Genomic DNA, 15,798 nt, shown 5'->3' with positions numbered 1-15,798 from the left:
TCAGGCGGTCAGGCGGTCGGGCGGTCAGAGGGAGTGGAACGGCAGGCCGGCGTCCGCGACCAGTTCCTCGCTGTGGTCGGCGGGCAGCAAGGTGGCGGTGCCGTCGCTGACCGGGACCACGCCCAGTTCCAGCAGTTCGGACATGGCGGCGCCGGCGGCCAGCTCGCGGACCTGCAGCTGGTAGCGGGCGGTGGTGCGGTAGGTGCCGCCGGCGTCGTCGGAGGCCTTCTGCAGGAAGCCGGAGTCGACCAGGAAAGCCACCGCCTTGCCGGTGATGCCGATGGTGGAGCCGGCCAGGCGGCGGGCGTCCTTGGTGGCGCCGGTGGTGGAGCGGCGGGCCCAGACCCGCCAGGCAGCCTCCAGACCGGGGGCGTCGCTGGTGGGATCGGTGTTGTCACCGGCGGCCTCGGCGCGCTCCTCCAGGCGGCGGCAGGCCTGGCGGACGAACGCGTCCACGCCGTTGACGGTGATCCGGCCGAGGTAGCCGTCGTCGGCCAGGTCCTCGGGGCGCGGGAAGGCCATCGCGGCGACCGCGAGGTGGGCCAGGCCGTGCAGGAACCGGTCGGTGGTCTCGGAGGCGGCACGGCGCGAGTAGTCGCCCATCTTGACGGCGAACACCGAGTCCTCGGCGCCGGCCAGCGCCATTCCGGCGCGCGGCGAGACCTCCAGCACCACCAGTCCGAGGCCGGTGGCCACGGCGTCGGCGAGCCGGGCGAACGGCGGGTCCTCCCGGTAGCGCCGGACCAGCTCGGTGTACTCGGTGTCTCGGGCCGGCAGCAGTTTCGCCTGCAGGCCGAAGGAGACCAGCCGGGCGGCGTCGGCGACATCGGCCGCGGTCACCGTCGGGGTGGCCGACGTGTCCTGGGGGGTGGTCATTCCTGGGGCTCCACTTGCGTACTGACGGGCGGTCAATGCAGGCGATTAATGCAGGCAATTAATCGCGATGATTAATGGCGGCGATCAACGGGCTCGGTCGTGCAACAGGTCCGATCAGAGCGCTGCGAACTGTTAATGCTAGCGATTAATGGAACCGATTACCGCCGGTCCGCAGCCATCCCCGCCGCATCCAGCAGGGCGCTGCCGACGATCAGGTCGGCCCCGCCGAACTCCGGATCGCGCAGCTGGGTGCCGTCGTCGACGGCGAACAGCAGCCGCTCCTCGCCCTGCCGGTAGGCCGTGCCGACCGGCGGACTGGCCGCGTGCACCGCGAGCAGGGCGACCAGATAGGGCAGTTCGGGATCCTGCTTGCGGGCGTCGGCCAGCAGACCCGAGAGCCGCCGCGGCGCGTCGGCGGGCAGGTCGAGCAGTTGCAGGGCCGCCTCCAGCTGGACCTCGGAGAACCGGCTGTCGTCCGGAGTGGCGATCAGGTCCGGATCGGGCAGCTCCACACCCAGGTGCTCGCGTTCCACCGGCGGGGTGAGCAGCAGGTCCACCAGGTCCGTCAGCCGCACCACGGCGGGGCTGCGCAGCCCCGTGCCGCGGCCGAAGAAGGCGTCGGTGGGCCGGATCGCCCGCTCGACCGGCAGTTCGAGCACCGGGGCGAGCAGCTGGCCGTAGAGGTCGATGCCGGAGCGGGCGGAGGGCGCGGCGAAGGCCTGCCGGTCCTGTTCGGCGCGGAACAGCGGCCCGGCTTCCAGCAGCCTGGTCTGCAGCTGGGTGTGCCGGCGGATGCAGTCCTTGACGATGTCGACCAACTCGGCGGCCTGGCGCTTGTGGTCGGCGCCCTCGGCCTCGTCCCGGGCCCGGCGGATGTTGGTGAGGATCGCGTTCTCGTGCCGGTACCGGTCGGCGATGTGCTCCAGCGCCTCGTCGATCAGGTCGGGGACGGTCTGCATCCAGTCGACGGCGCGGACGTTGCGACGGGTGGCCTCCAGGGCACGGCGCAGCGTCTCGGCGTACTGCACGGTGCGGTAGCGGGCCTGCTCGGCGGCGAGCTGGGCGTCGGCCAGCCGGCCGCGCCGGATCAGCACCTCCAGCTTGACCTCGGCGGCGATCTGAGCGGAGGTCACATCGGTGTCCAGAGCGCCGACCAGGACGTTGACCGCCTCGTCGGTGGTGCGCAGGTAGACGCCGCCGTCCGGGCCCGGCACCTCCTCGATCAGCTTGAAGTCGTAGTCGCGGCGCACATAGGCACCGTCGGGGCCGAAGGTGCCGTAGACCGCGCGGAAGCCGCGGTCCACGCTGCCGACGTTGATCAGCGACTCCAGCACCCAGCGGACCACCCGCTGGTGCTCGGCGGCCGGGCGCTCGGGGTGCTGGGCGGCCACCCGGGGCAGCAGGCGGGAGAGCACGGCCTCCCGGTCGGCGCCGGTGTCGAAGTCCATGTGCAGGGTGACCAGGTCGATGGCGGCGAGCCCGACTTCGGCCATGGCGTACCCGCCGTACTCGCCGGCCAGGTTGACCTTGCGGCTGTCCAGGTCGTGCAGCGGGGCGGTGCAGGCCAGCGCCTTGAGGCGGCGGGCCAGTCCCTCGTCGGCCGCGGGCCCCGGCGCGGGGCGGGCGGCCACGGCGGGCCTGAGCTCGGGCTCGGCGGGCTGGGCGGCGATGACAGTCACGGAGGACAAGCCTAGGGCCAGCCGGGGACAGTGTCCGAAACGGGGGTTCTGTACCGGTTCACCCAGGGGCCATGCGGAGTTGAACGTGTTCAAATTCAGGTCTAGGGTGCCGAGTGTCCACTCGGAGGGGTGGTCATCGACGGAGGGGGCTTGTGATGGGTGGGACGGCGGACGACGAGCTGCGGCGGGTGCGGCGCTGGTTGTGGATCTTCATCGTCTGCTTGGTGCTGAGCGGCCTGACCGCGTTCCCGCTGCACGCCGAGAGCACCCTGCTGGTCGACGCCGCGCACCGACTGCCCACGCCCCGGCCGGTGCTCGACTGGCTGCAGCGGATCCACTCCGGGATCACCGAGACCGACCGGCGCTACCCGTTCCTCGCGTACGGCACCGACTGGCTGGCGTTCGCCCACCTGGTGATCGCCGGTGCGTTCTGGGGGCCGCTGCGCGATCCGGTGCGCAATGTGTTCGTGGTGCGGTGGGCCCTCGGGGCCTGCGCCGGGATCGTGCCGCTGGCACTCATCTGCGGGCCGGTGCGCGGCATCCCGTTCTTCTGGAGCTGCGTCGACATGTCGTTCGGGGCCGTCGGGGCGGTGCCGCTGCTGCTCGTGCTGCGCGGCATCCGGCGCCTCGAAGTCGGGCGGACGGCCTCCGGCGCCGCGACCGCCTGACAGACTTGCCGGCCCGACGGACTGCCGGCCTGACGGACTGCTGGCCTGACGGACTTGCCGGCCCGACGGGCTGCCGGCCCGACGGACTTGCCGACCCGACAGGCTTGCGGCCCGAGAAGCTTGCGCGCCTGACGGGCCGTCGGCCGACGGTCCGCCAAGGGAGTGGCCGCGGCGGTCCGGGAGCCCCGGGAAGCCCTACGATCCCCTCAGGCGATCCGCAGCAGCTCTGACAGTGGGAGGCAGTCGGCGTGACCGGTGCGGTGATCGATCTCAACGCGGACCTCGGTGAGGGGTTCGGACGCTGGACGCTGACCGACGACGAAGCCCTGCTGTCGGTGGTCACCAGCGCCAACGTGGCCTGCGGCTTCCATGCCGGCGACCCGTCCACGATGCGCCGGGTCTGCGCGCTGGCCGCCGAACGCGGGGTGCGGATCGGCGCCCAGGTCTCCTATCGCGATCTGGCCGGCTTCGGTCGCCGCGCGATGGAGGTGCCCCCGGATGAACTGGCCGACGAGGTCGCCTACCAGATCGGGGCACTCCAGGTGTTCGCCCGGGCCGCCGGCTCCCGGGTCAGCTACGTCAAGCCGCACGGCGCCCTCTACAACCGGGTGGTGGCCGACGGCGATCAGGCCGAGGCCGTGGTGGCCGGCGTGCTGCGGGCCGGAGCGGTCTGCGACGGCCCGCTGCCGGTGCTCGGGCTGCCGGGATCCCGACTGCTGGAGGTCGCCGAGGGAGTCGGCCTGCCGGTGGTCACCGAGGCCTTCGCCGACCGCGCCTACTCGTGGTCGGGCACCCTGGTGCCGCGCAGGGAGCCGGATGCCGTGGTGCACGACCCGGAGGCGGTGATCGCCCGCGCGGTCGGGATGGCCAGGGACGGCCTGGTGACGGCTATCGGCGGCGAGCCGGTGGCGATCGACGCCCGCTCGCTCTGCGTGCACGGCGACACTCCCGGGGCTGCCCAGCTGGCCTGGCGGGTGCGCGGCGCGCTGGCCTCCGCCGGGATCCGGGTGGAGCCGTTCGCGTAATGAGGACCATTAATGGCTGACATTAATGGCGAAAATTAATGACCGCCATTAGCAGCGCCCGCTACCAGCATGAGCGGCAAGGACTCATGGCGGCGGCCCTAATGTCCGCCATTATTAATGGCCACGATTATGAATGGGGGGCATCATCGGAGCCCAGGACCTGACCATTCGCCGGATGGGCGAGCACGCCCTGCTCCTGGAGGTCGACGACCCCGAACAGGTCGGCGCGCTCTACACCCGGCTGCTGGCGGCCCGGGCGGACGGCACACTGGGCGGCGGGCCGACGGAGATCGTGCCGGCCGCGCGCACGGTGCTGCTCGACGGAGTGCCACAGCCGGCCGCGCTCGCCGAACTGCTGGCCGGCTGGTCGGTGGCGGCGGCCACGCCGACCGACGGCCCACTGGTGGAGCTGCCCACCGTGTACGACGGCGCCGATCTGGTCGGCGTCGCCGCCCACTGGGGCGTCAGCCCTGCGGACGTCGTGCGCCTGCACAGCGCCATCGAGTACCGGGTGGCGATCTGCGGCTTCGCGCCGGGGTTCGGCTACCTCACCGGCCTGCCGCCCGAGCGCGCGGTGCCCCGCCGCGCGACCCCGCGCCCCTCGGTGCCCGCCGGCTCGGTGGCGATCGCGGGACGCTACACGGGGGTGTACCCGGGCGCCTCACCAGGCGGCTGGCAACTGCTCGGGCGCACCGACGCCAGGCTCTGGGACCCCGCCCGAGTGCCCGCCGCCCTGCTGGCCCCGGGCACTCGGGTGCGCTTCGTCCCCCGGAAGGGGTCCACCCGTGCCTGAACTGCTGGTCGCCCGCGCCGGCCCGCTCACCACCGTCCAAGACCACGGCCGCCACGGCACCGCCCACCTCGGCGTCCCCCGCGCCGGCGCCCTCGACCGTCCCGCCTACCTGGCCGCCAACCGGCTGGTAGGCAACGCCCCCGAGGCCGCCGTCCTGGAGACCACCGTCGGCGGGGTGGCGGTCACCGCGAACGGCGGTCCGCTGCTGCTCGCCGTCACCGGCGCCCCCGCCCGGATCACCGTCGACGGCCGACCCGCCGCCTGGGGCGCGCCGGTCTTCCTCCCGGCCGGTGCGACCCTGGACGTCGGCCCCGCCGACGCGGGCGTCCGCAGCTACCTGTCGGTCGCCGGCGGCCTGCTCCCGCCACCGGTGCTCGGCAGCCGCTCCACCGACCTGCTGGCGCACCTCGGCCCGCCACCACTGCGCGACGGCGACCGGCTGCCGGTCGGCACCACCCACGGCCCGCCCGCCACCGAGCTGGTGCCACTGCCCGCGATGCCCACCGAGCTGGTGCTGCGGCTACTGCCCGGTCCCCGGGCCGACTGGCTGCGGCCGGGCTCGCTGGTCGCGCTGGCCCGGTCCCGCTACCGGGTGGCCGGCGCCAGCAACCGGATCGCGCTGCGCACCGAGGGGCCGGCCCTGATCCGGTCGCGCCACGGCGAGTTGGAGAGCGAGGGCATGGTGCTCGGGGCGGTACAGGTGCCGCCGGACGGTCAGCCCGTGGTCTTCCTGGCCGACCATCCGACCACCGGCGGCTACCCGGTGATCGGCGTGGTGCCGGAGGCCGACCTGCCGGCCGCCGCGCAGGCCCGGCCGGGCACCCCGGTACGGTTCGTGCCGACCACCGGTTGACCCTCCCCCAGGGTGAGGGTTCAGCATGGGCGGCAGCTGAAAGGGGGGAACGGGTGGCGGAGCTGACCATCGGGGCGTTCGCGCGGGCCTGCGGGCTGTCCACGAAGGCGCTGCGGCTCTACGACGAGCTGGAGCTGCTGCGGCCGGACCGGGTCGACCGGGTCTCCGGCTACCGCTACTACCGGCCCGAGCAGCTCGAAACCGCCCGGCTGGTCGCCCACCTGCGGCGGATCGGCGTGCCCCTGGCCCGGATCCGCCGACTGCTGGAGCTGGCACCGGAGCGGGCCGCCGACGACCTGGCGGACTACTGGCGGCAGGTGCTGGTCGAGACCACCGCCCGCCAGGACTTGGTGACCCACCTGGTCGACCACCTGCGCGGCCGCCCTCCGGTGCTGACCGGCGACCTGACGCTGCGTTGCGCCGCCCGGAGCGACCCGGGCCGGGTCCGCGAGCGCAACGACGACACCGCTTACGCCGGCCCCGGCCTGCTCGCGGTCGCCGACGGCTACGGCGGCCCGGGCGCGGGCGGCGCCGCGATCGCCGCCCTGCGCGCCGTCGACCCGGCGGCCCTCGGCCCGGGCGGGCTGCTGAACGCACTGGACCAGGCGGTACGGGCGAGCGTCGCCGGCACTCCCGAGGACATCGGCACCACCCTGACCGCGCTGCTGGCCTGCGGCGACCGGCTGGCGCTGGTGCACATCGGCGACTCCCGCGCCTACCTGCTGCGGGAAGGCGAGCTGTTCCGGGTCACCCACGACCACACCCTGGTGCAGAGCATGGTGGACGAGGGCCGGCTCACCCCGGCCGAGGCCGCCTCGCACCCGCAGCGCACCCTGCTGCTGCGCGCGCTGACCAGGACCGCGCCGGGCAAGCCGGACCTGACGCTGCTCACCGCGCGGGCCGGCGACCGGTACCTGCTCTGCTCTGACGGCTTGAGCGCGGTGGTCCGCGAAGAGCACCTGCACACCGTGCTCAGCACGGTCGCCGACCCGGAGCGGGCCGTGCAGCAGCTGGTCGACCTGGCGAATCGGGCGGGCGGACCGGACAACATCGCCTGTGCCCTGGCCGATGTGCTCCCCGGCGCTCAGGAACACGAGCCGCCCACGGACCGACATGCCTCCCAACGCCCCGGAACACCAGTCGCCCACGGGCCGACGTGCTCCCCGGCCCGGAACATCGGCCGCCCGCAGGCCGACGTGCTCCCCGGCGCCCCGGGCTACCCGCCACTCCCGGGCCCCGCCCCGCGGCTGCACCGCGCCGAGCGCTCCGGCCGGCCGGAGCCGGTGCTCAGGGTCAGCGAGGGGTGAGGAGGCAGAACTCGTTGCCTTCCGGGTCGGACAGGACCCTCCAGGGGAGTGCGGACTGGTCGATACCGGGGTCGGTGGCACCCAGGGCGCGCAGTCGGGCCTCCTCCGCTGCCAGGTCGTCGCCCGGGTAGGGGCGGACGTCCAGGTGGACGCGGTTCCACCCGCTCTTGGTGTCAGGGGTGCGGATGAACTCCAGGTAGGGACCGACGCCCTTGGCGGAGCGCATGGCCGCGCGGTCGTCGGTGACCTCGTGCAGCGTCCAGTCCATCGCCTCGCCCCAGAACCGGGCCATCGCTCGTGGATCGGTGCAGTCGACCACCACCGCGGCGATCGGCCCGGTGCCCTGGTAGATCGGGCGGGGCTCCAGGACGCAGAACTCGTTGCCCTCCGGGTCGGCCATGACCGTCCAGGGGACGTCGCCCTGACCCACGTCGGCGAGCGTCGCACCGAGATCCGTCAGGCGTCCGACCAACTCCGCCTGATGGGCGGTCGAGCTGGTGGCCAGATCGAGGTGCACCCGGTTCTTCACCGTTTTGGGTTCCGGGTGGGCGACGATGTCGATGCAGACGGCCACCGGGTCGGGGTAGTCGAAGCCCACGGGTTCGAGGTTGGTCACGCCGGGGCCCTCGCTGTCGACGCCCCAACCGAGTGCCTCCGCCCAGAACCGGCCGAGCGCGGAGTCGTCCCGGGCCTTCATGTTGATCTGCACAAGTCGTGTTGCCATGCCGCAGATCCTAGGAGCCGCCGCCGGCCCGGGCCGCCGCGATCAGGTGGGCCTTCCGGGTGGTCGGGCGCCACGTCTCCGCTGGGAGTCGGCACGCCGGATCTTCGGCGGGCTCGGGCGCCACTTGGCGTGATGGGGCGTGAGATGCCAACGGACGCTGCTCAAGCAGCGCGCCGCCGGCCGGCCGGCTCGGCGAGCGGCCGGCTCAGGAGCCCCCGGGCCCACCGGCGACTCCACCACGGAGCCACCGACGGCGCTCGCTAGCGGTCCCGGGCCGTGAGGCGCCCTCGTACCGCGGCGTGCACTTCGGCCTCCTCGGCCGGGTCGGCGGCCAGCCGGCGCAGGCGCTCCAGCACCCGGGCGTCCCCGGTGGTCACCACGTGGCGGGCGGCCAGCTCACGGGTCGCCTCCTCGCAGTCCCACAGGCACTCCACGGCGGGGCCGCAGGCGAAGTAGGGGTCGGTGAGGGCCAGCGCCTGGGCGGCCCGACCGCGCAGGTCCGAGGAGGCGGCCTCCCCGTAGACGTGCCGCAGCGCGGGCACGGCGTCGGCGGCGGCCAGCCGCCCCGCACCGTCGACCAGCGAGGCCAGCCCCGCGCCGCGCACCCCGTGCGCCTGGAGCCAGCGTCGCAGCCCGTTGACCACCGCGTGCGCGACGCACGCCACGCCGATGTCGGCGAGCAGCAGCACCGCGGCCTCGCTGAGCGCGCTGTCCGCGCCGCCGGTGGCCGGGTCGGCCCAGCGGCGGGCGGCCGGCAGCGCCTGCGCGCCGCGCATCCGGCCCACGGTGTCCAGTGCCGCGGCGACCACCCGCTGGTCGGCGGCGGCCACGGCGGCCTCGATCAGCGCGGGCAGCGCGGGGTCGTCCTGGTCGGCCAGGTAGCGCAGGGCGGCTCGGCGCGGGCCCTCGGCACCGTCGCGGGCGGCGGTGTGCAGCAGTTCGCGGTCCTCGGGTCGGGCGACGGCGGCCAGGCAGCGGGCCGCGGCGGCGGCCCGGCGCTCCACGGCGCCCGGCTCCGGTTCGCACTGCTCGGCCCAGGCGAGCACGTCGGCCACGCTCCAGCCGGGCGTCACCGCCGGGCGCTGGAACTGCCGCTGCCACACGTCGAACGGGGACTGCTCACTGGCGGCGGCGACCCGGGGGTGGTGGCCGGCCCAGAGCCGCCAGGGCCGCGGTTCGTAGGCGCCGCGGATCGCGGCCCGCAGCTCGGCGTCGCCCTGCGGGTCGGCGGGGAACCGCCGCAGCACGGCGGGGGCCAGCGCGAGCAGTGCCGCGTCGTCGTCGCGCAGCGCCAGCTCGTCGAGCGCCCAGGTCCAGTTGCTGCCGGTGGCCGCGTACTGGCGCAGCAGCAGCAGCGCGTCCCGGCGGCCGTAGCCGGCCAGGTGGCCGAGGACCGAGAGGGCCAGGCCGGTGCGGTGCTCGTCGGGGTCGGTGAGGTCGTCGGGGCAGGTGAGATGCCGCTCGATGCCGCCGAGCGGAGCTTCCAGGTCCATGTAGACCCGGGCGTAGTAGAGGGAGCGGTTCTCGACCTGCCAGTCGGTGCGCGGGTCGCTGGTGACACACTCCTCGAGGGCGGCGATCGCTTCGTCACGGTCGGCTGCGAGCGCATGCAGCTGCCCGTCGCCGCGTCCTCTTTGGAGCAAGCCGAGGAGGCTGGCACTGGGGGCTATCACGGGCTCGAACATGAGGTCAGCATCCGTTGCGGCGGTCGTCGTGGCAACGGGATTTCCGTCGCCGGGGTCTGTTTGGTCTGGTCGTGCGGGCGCCCGGGCGCCGGAAGCACCGTAGGTTACCGCCTGCCTGCCCGGTATGCACACAGTGCCGCGCGCAGTCGGATCCGGGACGTTTGGCATATGCCAGATGAGTTTTCCAATCAGCTCTGTCATTCTGTCCACACGCTGCGTGATCTTGTGAGACAGTCGTCTCACGGCAATCCGCGATCCGAACCTCACCGACGGGACGGCTGATGAGCCACCATCCGCTGCGTACAGCGGCCGCACCGGCCCCGGTCCAGGAGACGGCGGCCGTCGAATGGGACCTGGTCCGGGACGCCGTGCGGTGGTCCCCGGCCGCCTACCGGCTGCTGGCCAGGGACCCGGCGCTCGGCCCGCTCACCCTTGACGAGCTGCCCGGTCAGCTGCTGGCCGAGGACCGCCCGGTGCTGCGCCGGATGGTCACCGAGGCCCTGGTGCACGGGCGCCCGGTGGCGGGTGTGCTGCGGATCGCCGACTCCCCGAGCGCCCGGGCCGTGGCCTGCACCGGCCGGGCCGACCGAGGCGCGGACGGCCAGGTGGTCGCGCTGCGCATGGTGCTGGGCGCGGTCTGACCGAGACGCCCCGCGAAGCGGGCGGCACGGTGCCGCGCACCCGTCGGATCCGTGTGCCGCACCTCCTCGAACGCCTGCCGCGCCTCCGCCGCGTCCCTGCCGCCAACCCCCTCGAACGCCTGCCCACGCCTCCGCCGCATCCCTGCACCGCACCCCCTCGAACGCCTGCCCGCGCCCCCGCGCAATGCTTGCCGAACAGCGCACATATGCTGTCGGCCGCAGTGTCGGCAACAGGGCGGACCTGCACCAAGGGAGGACCGTTCCGATGGACAAGCAGATTCTTCACAAGGCCGCGTTCCTGCTGCACGAGTGCCACGAGCCGGAGAACGTCGTGGTCGAGCGGCTGAAGGAGTACTTCCCGGCCCTGTCCCTGGTGGAGCGCGAGCGCTACGTCCAGGAGGCCTGGGACCAGGTGCACACCGCGGGTGTCGACAGTCTCTGAAGCCCGGGGGCTATTCGGCAGGGCGGCGGCTCGGCGGAACCGCCGCCCTGATCTGTGCCCGCAGCTCGGCCACCGGCCGCTCCCCCGCGTACCGTTCGGAGAGCCGGTACATCTGGCGCAGCCGGTCCCAGGTGCGGCGTGACGAGGTGTCACCGATCTTGGCCAGCGCGGTGGTGGCCGTCTCCCGGGCCGCGTCCGGCTCCCCGGCGAGCCACTGCACGGAGGCCAGCGTCACCAGGTCGAGCAGGGTGGACCGCTCCTGCCCTTCGGTGGCCCGCAGGCCCATCGCCGCCGCGGCGTGGGTGAGCGCCGGCCGCACCGCGCGCGGGTCGTGCTCCGCCAGGGTGCGGTGGACGAGGAACTCCATCCCGTGCAGCTCGGACTCGTTGAAGGACTGCATCCAGACCGGCTGCGGCTCGTCCGAGTCGAGCACGAAGTACTCCTCGGCCTCACCGAGGAGCCGCGCCACCTCCTCGCGGTTGCCCAGGGTGGCCTGGGCCCAGGCCTCCACGGTGTTGAGCATCGCCCGGGTGCGCGGTGCCATGCCGTCGCCGGCGGTCCGGGCCAGCCGCATCAGCTCCAGCGCCTCGGCGCCCCGGCCGTGGTGCAGCAGTTGGCGCGCGGTGCGGGAGATCGCCTCAGCGGCCCGCGGGCGGTCGCCGGCCTCCTTGGCGGCCTGGGCGGCGATCACGAAGTACCGCTGGGCGGTGCGCTCCAGACCGACGTCGTGCGACATCCAGCCGGCCAGCACCGCGAAGTTGGCGGCCACCAGCCAGAGCCGGCGGGCCAGCTCGGGCGGGTGATGGTGGGTCAGCAGGCCGCCGACCTCGTTGAGTTGGCCGATCACGGCCTTGCGCTGCAGGCCGCCGCCGCGTGCGGCGTCCCAGGCCCGGAACACCTCGTAGGAGTGCTCCAGCGCCGCGACCTCCTCCGGTCCGGCTGGGCCGGGTTCGTAGACGTCGGCGATCAGGCGGGTGGCGGTGGGGGTGATCAGCTGCCGCGGTCCGGGGCGCGCGGCGACCCAGGCGACGGAGGCTCCGGAGAGCCAGGAGTAGAGCGAGTCGGGGATGACGCCGGTGCCCGGCAACTCCGGGCCCGCTTCGATGTGTCCGCGTCGATTGAGCATGAGATCCATTCCGGTGTACTCGGTGAGGATCTCCGCCGTGCGATCCGGCTCAGGGGTCGCGCCCCCGGGTGCGGGGGTCGCAGTGGTCCGCTGCCGCCGGGCCAGGCCGAGGTCCTCGATGGAGACGACACGGCCGAGTCGCTCGGTGAACACGGCGGCCAACAGCATCGGTACCGGATCGCGCGGGACCTCGCCCCGTTCGATCCAGCGCCGCACCCGCGAGGTGTCGGTGGACAGTTGCTGCTGTCCGATCGCCGCACCGCGCCGGTTGACCAGCCGAGCCAGTTCACCCTTGGACCATCCGGTCAGTTCGAACAGATCGGCGAGTCGGGTGTTGGGTCCCTTGCCCACTCTCAAGCCCCCAGGGTCTCGGCTGAGGCCGAGCCTAACGAGCTGTCATGTGCCACGCGAGCATTCGCCAGGCTTCGCCAGGCCGCGCCAACTGGCAAGCCAGCCCTCCCTGGGTGTCAGGTAGGAATGCGCCACCACGCACCGGGTCAACTGGCCCGGGAATGCGGGCCCCACGGCCTCTCGGGGTCGCCCGCGGACCGCTTCGGCGGCCCGGGGGCAGGGGTGGCGCACAGGGGTGGCGCGCCTGGCGCCGCTCCCGGCCGACCGGTCCGACCGGCGCATTTCCCCAGGGTGCGCCGAGCGGTCCGGCCGGCCGGGGTCGACCCGGGTGCCCGCCCCGGCGCGGTCGCCCGCCCACCCCACCCAGCGCGGGTGGCGACCGCTCGGATCCGCACTCCTTGGTGCGCCGGCACACTCCCCTGTGGCCCCGGCGTACGCCGCCAGTCGACCTCGCCAGGGCCCCCGCCTTGGCTGTCATATGCCATCGGCAAGGAAGGGAAATCCGCCCCCTCATGTACTCCTCAGCGACTTCCCCCACCGCGTCCCGGGTCGGCACCGCGCCACGGCCGCCGGCCGCCGGGACGGTGCGCCGGCCCGGACTGAGGCCCGCACTCCCCCCGGCCCGCCCAGTGGGGCGCATCGAGGCACCGGGATTCGTCCCGCGCGCCGGTGAGCGCCTGCTGCGCCCCCGTACGCCCCAGTCCGTTCCGGTGTCCGAGGGGTGGGGCCGGGTCGACAACGCCGCACTGGCGGCGCCGTCGGTGCGGTCCGCGCTGGCCCACGTCACGCGGATATGTCCCGCGTTCTCGGCGCGTCAGGTGCTGCGCGAGGACGCCGCGCACATCCTGATCACCGGGCTCATCGGGCGGACCCCCGTGGTCGCCAAGTGCCTCTCCCCGCAGGCCGTGCAGGGCGACAACCGGGCGCTCCTGGTGGAGCGGTTCCGCCGCGAGGTCGCCGTCTACCGCGCCTTCGTGCGGCACCGCCCGCCGGTCCGGATGCCCCGCCTGGTGGCCGCCGACCACGACCGCTGCGTGCTGGTGATCGAGCGGATCCCCGGCCGGATCGCGGCACTCGAACGGCACCCGGCCGACGCGCCGACCCCGGGCGAGGTGCGGGCCGTACTGGGCGCGGTGCGGGCGTTCAACCTGTGGCGCCCGCCGACCGACGTCTTCCAGCAGCCGCTGGACTACCAGTTCGAGATCGGCCGCTACCACTCGGTCGGCCAGCTGACCGACCGGGACGCCGGCGATCTGCGCCAACTGCTGCACGGCCTGTCGCACACCGGCTGGCAGCTCTGCCACGGCGACGCCCTGCTGAGCAACATCATGCTGGCGCCGTCGGGCCCGGTCCTGCTCGACTGGGAGCAGGCCGGCTGGTACCTGCCGGGCTACGACCTGGCGGTGCTGTGGAGCGTGCTCTCCGCGGACACCGCCGCCCGCCGGCAGATCAGCCAGCTGGCCCAGTCCGGCGGCACCCTGGCCCGGGACGCGTTCCTGGTCAACCTGGTGCTGGTGCTGATGCGCGAGCTGCGGATCTACGACGTGCCGGGCGCCGGTGAGGAGCAGCGGCTGATGATCCGCCGGCTGTACGACGACGCGGCGCTGGCGCGGCGCGCGGTCCGGGCCGCGGTGGGGACCCGCTGACCGGTCCGGTCAGGAGCGCGCCCGTGCGCGGTCCAGCGCGGCGCGCCCGGCGGTCTCCAGCACGGTCTGCGGGGGGCGACCGTGCATCGGGCCGCTGAGCGCGTCGCGCAGCTGGCGTTCCAGCGGCTGACGGCGGCTCAGGCCGGTGCTGCCGGTCAGCTCCACGGCCGACCGGACGGCGTCGACCACCGCGCGGCAGACCAGCAGGTGGGCCGGGCCGCTGCGGGCCACTGCCGCCTGGTCACCGGCGTCGATCCGACCGGCAAGCCCGGCCACCATCTCCTCCGCGCCGATCAGCGCGCCCTCCAGCTCGCCCAGTGCGGCCTGGTAGCGCGGCAGCGCGCCCAGGGGCTCGGCGGAGCCGTCCGGCGTGCGCCGGTTCAGGAAGCCGACCAGCCAGTCCCGGGCCGCCCGGCCCACGCCGATCTGCACGGCGGCCAGCGCCAGCTCCCGCCAGGCGGTGGTGGTCGCGGAGTCGGCGTCGTCCGGGCCCGTTCCGGTCACCAGCTCGGCGGGCACCGACACCTCGGTGAAGAGCAGTTGGTGGCAGGTGGCGGCGCGCAGCCCGAGCTGGTCGCCGACCGGGTCGACCTCCAGGCCGGGGCTGTCGGCGCGGACCAGGAAGGTGCCGGTGCGCGGCTGCGGCTCGGCGGTGCGGGCCCGGACCACCAGCCAGGCCAGCGCTTCGGCGCCGGGGCAGCCGGCCAGTCGGCCGCTGAGCCGCCAGCCTCCCCCGGTCTTCGGCCGGAGCGCCCCTGGCGGACCGGGTCGGGCGATCAGCGGTGCCGCGGTGGCGTCCACCGCGGCCAGCAGGGCCGGGCCGCGGCGCGATTCGGCCAGCAGGCGTCGGTAGACGGGATCCGGCCACCCGCCGGTGCGGGCCTGCTCGGCGTGGTGCAGCAGGGTGTTGGCGGCGAGCAGGGCCACCGAGGCGTCGCCGCGGCCGAGTTCGGCCAGCACCTCGACGACCTCGGCCAGGCCGGCCCCGGGACCGCCGTACTGCTGACCGACCGTCAAGGTCAGCAGGCCTATCTCGTGCACCGCCTCGACGCCCTGGTACGGGAAGGTCGCGTCCCGGTCGTGCTCCTCCGCGCGGGCCGCCAGCAGGTCGACCACCCGCGGCAGTCCGTGGAGCGTCACCGGCAGGGTGGCCGGGGGGCGGGTGTCGGTCTGGGGGTTGGTCATCGCTCGCTGCCTCCGGGGGCCGGCTGGGGCGCGACGACCGACCCGGGGGCGCGCCGCGCGGTGGTGGGCGTACGCATGACGGGGGCGTGCGGAATGGCCGAAAGGCGCGCAGCGGCCCCCCGACCCCGACTCGTCCCCGCCGTCAGCCCTGCTGGAAGAGATCTGCCGGCAGCGGCTTGAGCAGCTGGTACAGATCGTCCGCGATCGGGCGGTCCCAGGAGGCGATGGTGACCTGCACCTGGTCGCTGCGGTCGAACTGGGCGCAGAACACCCGCTCCTCGGAGACCTTGATCTTCTTCACGATCAGCAGGTCGTCCCGGAGCATCACCGGGAAGTCCTCCGCCGAGACGAAGTCCACCGGCTCCTCGACCTCCAGCGCCGCGAGCAGCTGTCTGACCTCGAACGGGACGCCGTCGGGGGTGTCCCGGGCCGGCGAGCCCTCCGGCAGGTTGCCGATGAACATCGCGGGACCGCGGCCGCCGAACAGGTCGTAGCGCAGGAAGATCCCCTGGCAGGAACCGTCCGGGCCGGACATCACCGCGGCACCGAAGAGCCCCGGCCAGTCACCCGGGTCCATGGCGAGCACGTCGAAGTCCGGGCCCGCGGGGGTGCCGGAACGTCGGCGGAGAAAAGACATGCCGCCATGGTACGTGCCCGCTCGGCGCGCGCTGCACCGGGCGGGCCGAACCGGCTTGTTCGAACCACGTTCGAAGACGGTTCACCCATGGGTTGGCTCCACGCTCCGAGACGAATGTTGACGCTGAGCAACCGTCCGGGCTACGGTCGCGATGTACGGC

General features: G+C 74.1%; 15 protein-coding genes. 8 read left to right on the top strand and 7 right to left on the bottom strand.

Going from position 1 to position 15,798, the window contains the following annotated elements; all coding sequences use genetic code 11:
- Positions 1-24: 24 nt before the first annotated feature.
- Together LN042_RS24450 and LN042_RS24445 are read right to left on the bottom strand one after the other, a co-directional pair.
- Positions 25-876, bottom strand: a complete 852-nt coding sequence (locus LN042_RS24450) for a hypothetical protein (protein ID WP_230053481.1) — start codon at positions 874-876, stop codon at positions 25-27.
- A gap of 158 nt (positions 877-1,034) precedes the next feature.
- Positions 1,035-2,555 carry a hypothetical protein gene (locus tag LN042_RS24445; protein ID WP_230053480.1) on the bottom strand — a complete coding sequence of 507 codons (1,521 nt, stop codon included), beginning with the start codon at positions 2,553-2,555 and terminating at the stop codon, positions 1,035-1,037.
- Between the two features lie 155 nt (positions 2,556-2,710).
- On the opposite strand from LN042_RS24445, the gene LN042_RS24440 reads away from it, so the two are divergent.
- From LN042_RS24440 to LN042_RS24420, 5 genes are all read left to right on the top strand, one after another.
- Positions 2,711-3,223: a hypothetical protein gene (locus LN042_RS24440; protein ID WP_230053479.1), complete on the top strand. Its 513-nt coding sequence runs from the start codon at positions 2,711-2,713 to the stop codon at positions 3,221-3,223.
- Positions 3,224-3,471: 248 nt separating this feature from the next.
- Positions 3,472-4,248: a LamB/YcsF family protein gene (locus LN042_RS24435; RefSeq protein ID WP_230053478.1), complete on the top strand. Its 777-nt coding sequence runs from the start codon at positions 3,472-3,474 to the stop codon at positions 4,246-4,248.
- A 175-nt stretch (positions 4,249-4,423) separates the two neighbouring features.
- Entirely contained in the window at positions 4,424-5,041 is a 618-nt protein-coding gene (locus LN042_RS24430) for a 5-oxoprolinase subunit B family protein (protein WP_230053477.1), read from the top strand.
- The gene (locus LN042_RS24425) at positions 5,034-5,894 is read left to right on the top strand and encodes a 5-oxoprolinase subunit C family protein (RefSeq protein WP_230053476.1); all 861 of its coding nucleotides are present in this window, start codon (positions 5,034-5,036) and stop codon (positions 5,892-5,894) included. The genes LN042_RS24430 and LN042_RS24425 overlap by 8 nt, the downstream gene beginning before the upstream one ends.
- Before the next feature lie 53 nt (positions 5,895-5,947).
- On the top strand, positions 5,948-7,201 hold the full coding sequence (locus LN042_RS24420) for a MerR family transcriptional regulator (protein ID WP_372495808.1): 1,254 nt from the start codon (positions 5,948-5,950) through the stop codon (positions 7,199-7,201).
- Here the strand turns inward: LN042_RS24420 and LN042_RS24415 are convergent.
- Both LN042_RS24415 and LN042_RS24410 read right to left on the bottom strand, forming a co-directional pair.
- Complete coding sequence (locus LN042_RS24415; RefSeq protein WP_230053475.1) at positions 7,188-7,925, bottom strand: VOC family protein; 738 nt, start codon at positions 7,923-7,925, stop codon at positions 7,188-7,190. The two genes, LN042_RS24420 and LN042_RS24415, sit on opposite strands and share 14 nt — an antisense overlap.
- Positions 7,926-8,185: 260 nt before the next feature.
- Entirely contained in the window at positions 8,186-9,610 is a 1,425-nt protein-coding gene (locus LN042_RS24410; protein WP_230053474.1) for a HEAT repeat domain-containing protein, read from the bottom strand.
- A gap of 281 nt (positions 9,611-9,891) precedes the next feature.
- Here LN042_RS24410 and LN042_RS24405 point away from each other — a divergent pair, with 281 nt between their 5' ends.
- On the top strand, positions 9,892-10,251 hold the full coding sequence (locus tag LN042_RS24405) for a hypothetical protein (RefSeq protein ID WP_230053473.1): 360 nt from the start codon (positions 9,892-9,894) through the stop codon (positions 10,249-10,251).
- Between the two features lie 265 nt (positions 10,252-10,516).
- Positions 10,517-10,693 carry a hypothetical protein gene (locus LN042_RS24400; RefSeq protein WP_230053472.1) on the top strand — a complete coding sequence of 59 codons (177 nt, stop codon included), beginning with the start codon at positions 10,517-10,519 and terminating at the stop codon, positions 10,691-10,693.
- 10 nt (positions 10,694-10,703) lie between these two features.
- Here LN042_RS24400 and LN042_RS24395 read toward each other — a convergent pair whose 3' ends face one another.
- Complete coding sequence (locus tag LN042_RS24395) at positions 10,704-12,170, bottom strand: DNA-binding protein NsdB (protein WP_230053512.1); 1,467 nt, start codon at positions 12,168-12,170, stop codon at positions 10,704-10,706.
- A 512-nt stretch (positions 12,171-12,682) separates the two neighbouring features.
- On the opposite strand from LN042_RS24395, the gene LN042_RS24390 reads away from it, so the two are divergent.
- Positions 12,683-13,816: an aminoglycoside phosphotransferase family protein gene (locus LN042_RS24390; protein ID WP_372495807.1), complete on the top strand. Its 1,134-nt coding sequence runs from the start codon at positions 12,683-12,685 to the stop codon at positions 13,814-13,816.
- A gap of 9 nt (positions 13,817-13,825) precedes the next feature.
- Here LN042_RS24390 and LN042_RS24385 read toward each other — a convergent pair whose 3' ends face one another.
- The gene (locus LN042_RS24385) at positions 13,826-15,001 is read right to left on the bottom strand and encodes an acyl-CoA dehydrogenase family protein (RefSeq protein WP_230053471.1); all 1,176 of its coding nucleotides are present in this window, start codon (positions 14,999-15,001) and stop codon (positions 13,826-13,828) included.
- Positions 15,002-15,143: 142 nt separating this feature from the next.
- Positions 15,144-15,638 (bottom strand): hypothetical protein, encoded by a 495-nt coding sequence (locus LN042_RS24380; RefSeq protein ID WP_230053470.1) that lies wholly within the window; start codon positions 15,636-15,638, stop codon positions 15,144-15,146.
- Positions 15,639-15,798 lie beyond the last annotated feature (160 nt).

Source organism: Kitasatospora humi, assembly GCF_020907985.1.
Taxonomy (GTDB): Bacteria; Actinomycetota; Actinomycetes; order Streptomycetales; family Streptomycetaceae; genus Kitasatospora; species Kitasatospora humi.
Note: the sequence above shows the minus strand (reverse complement) of the source record. Positions and strands in the feature narration are given on the sequence as shown.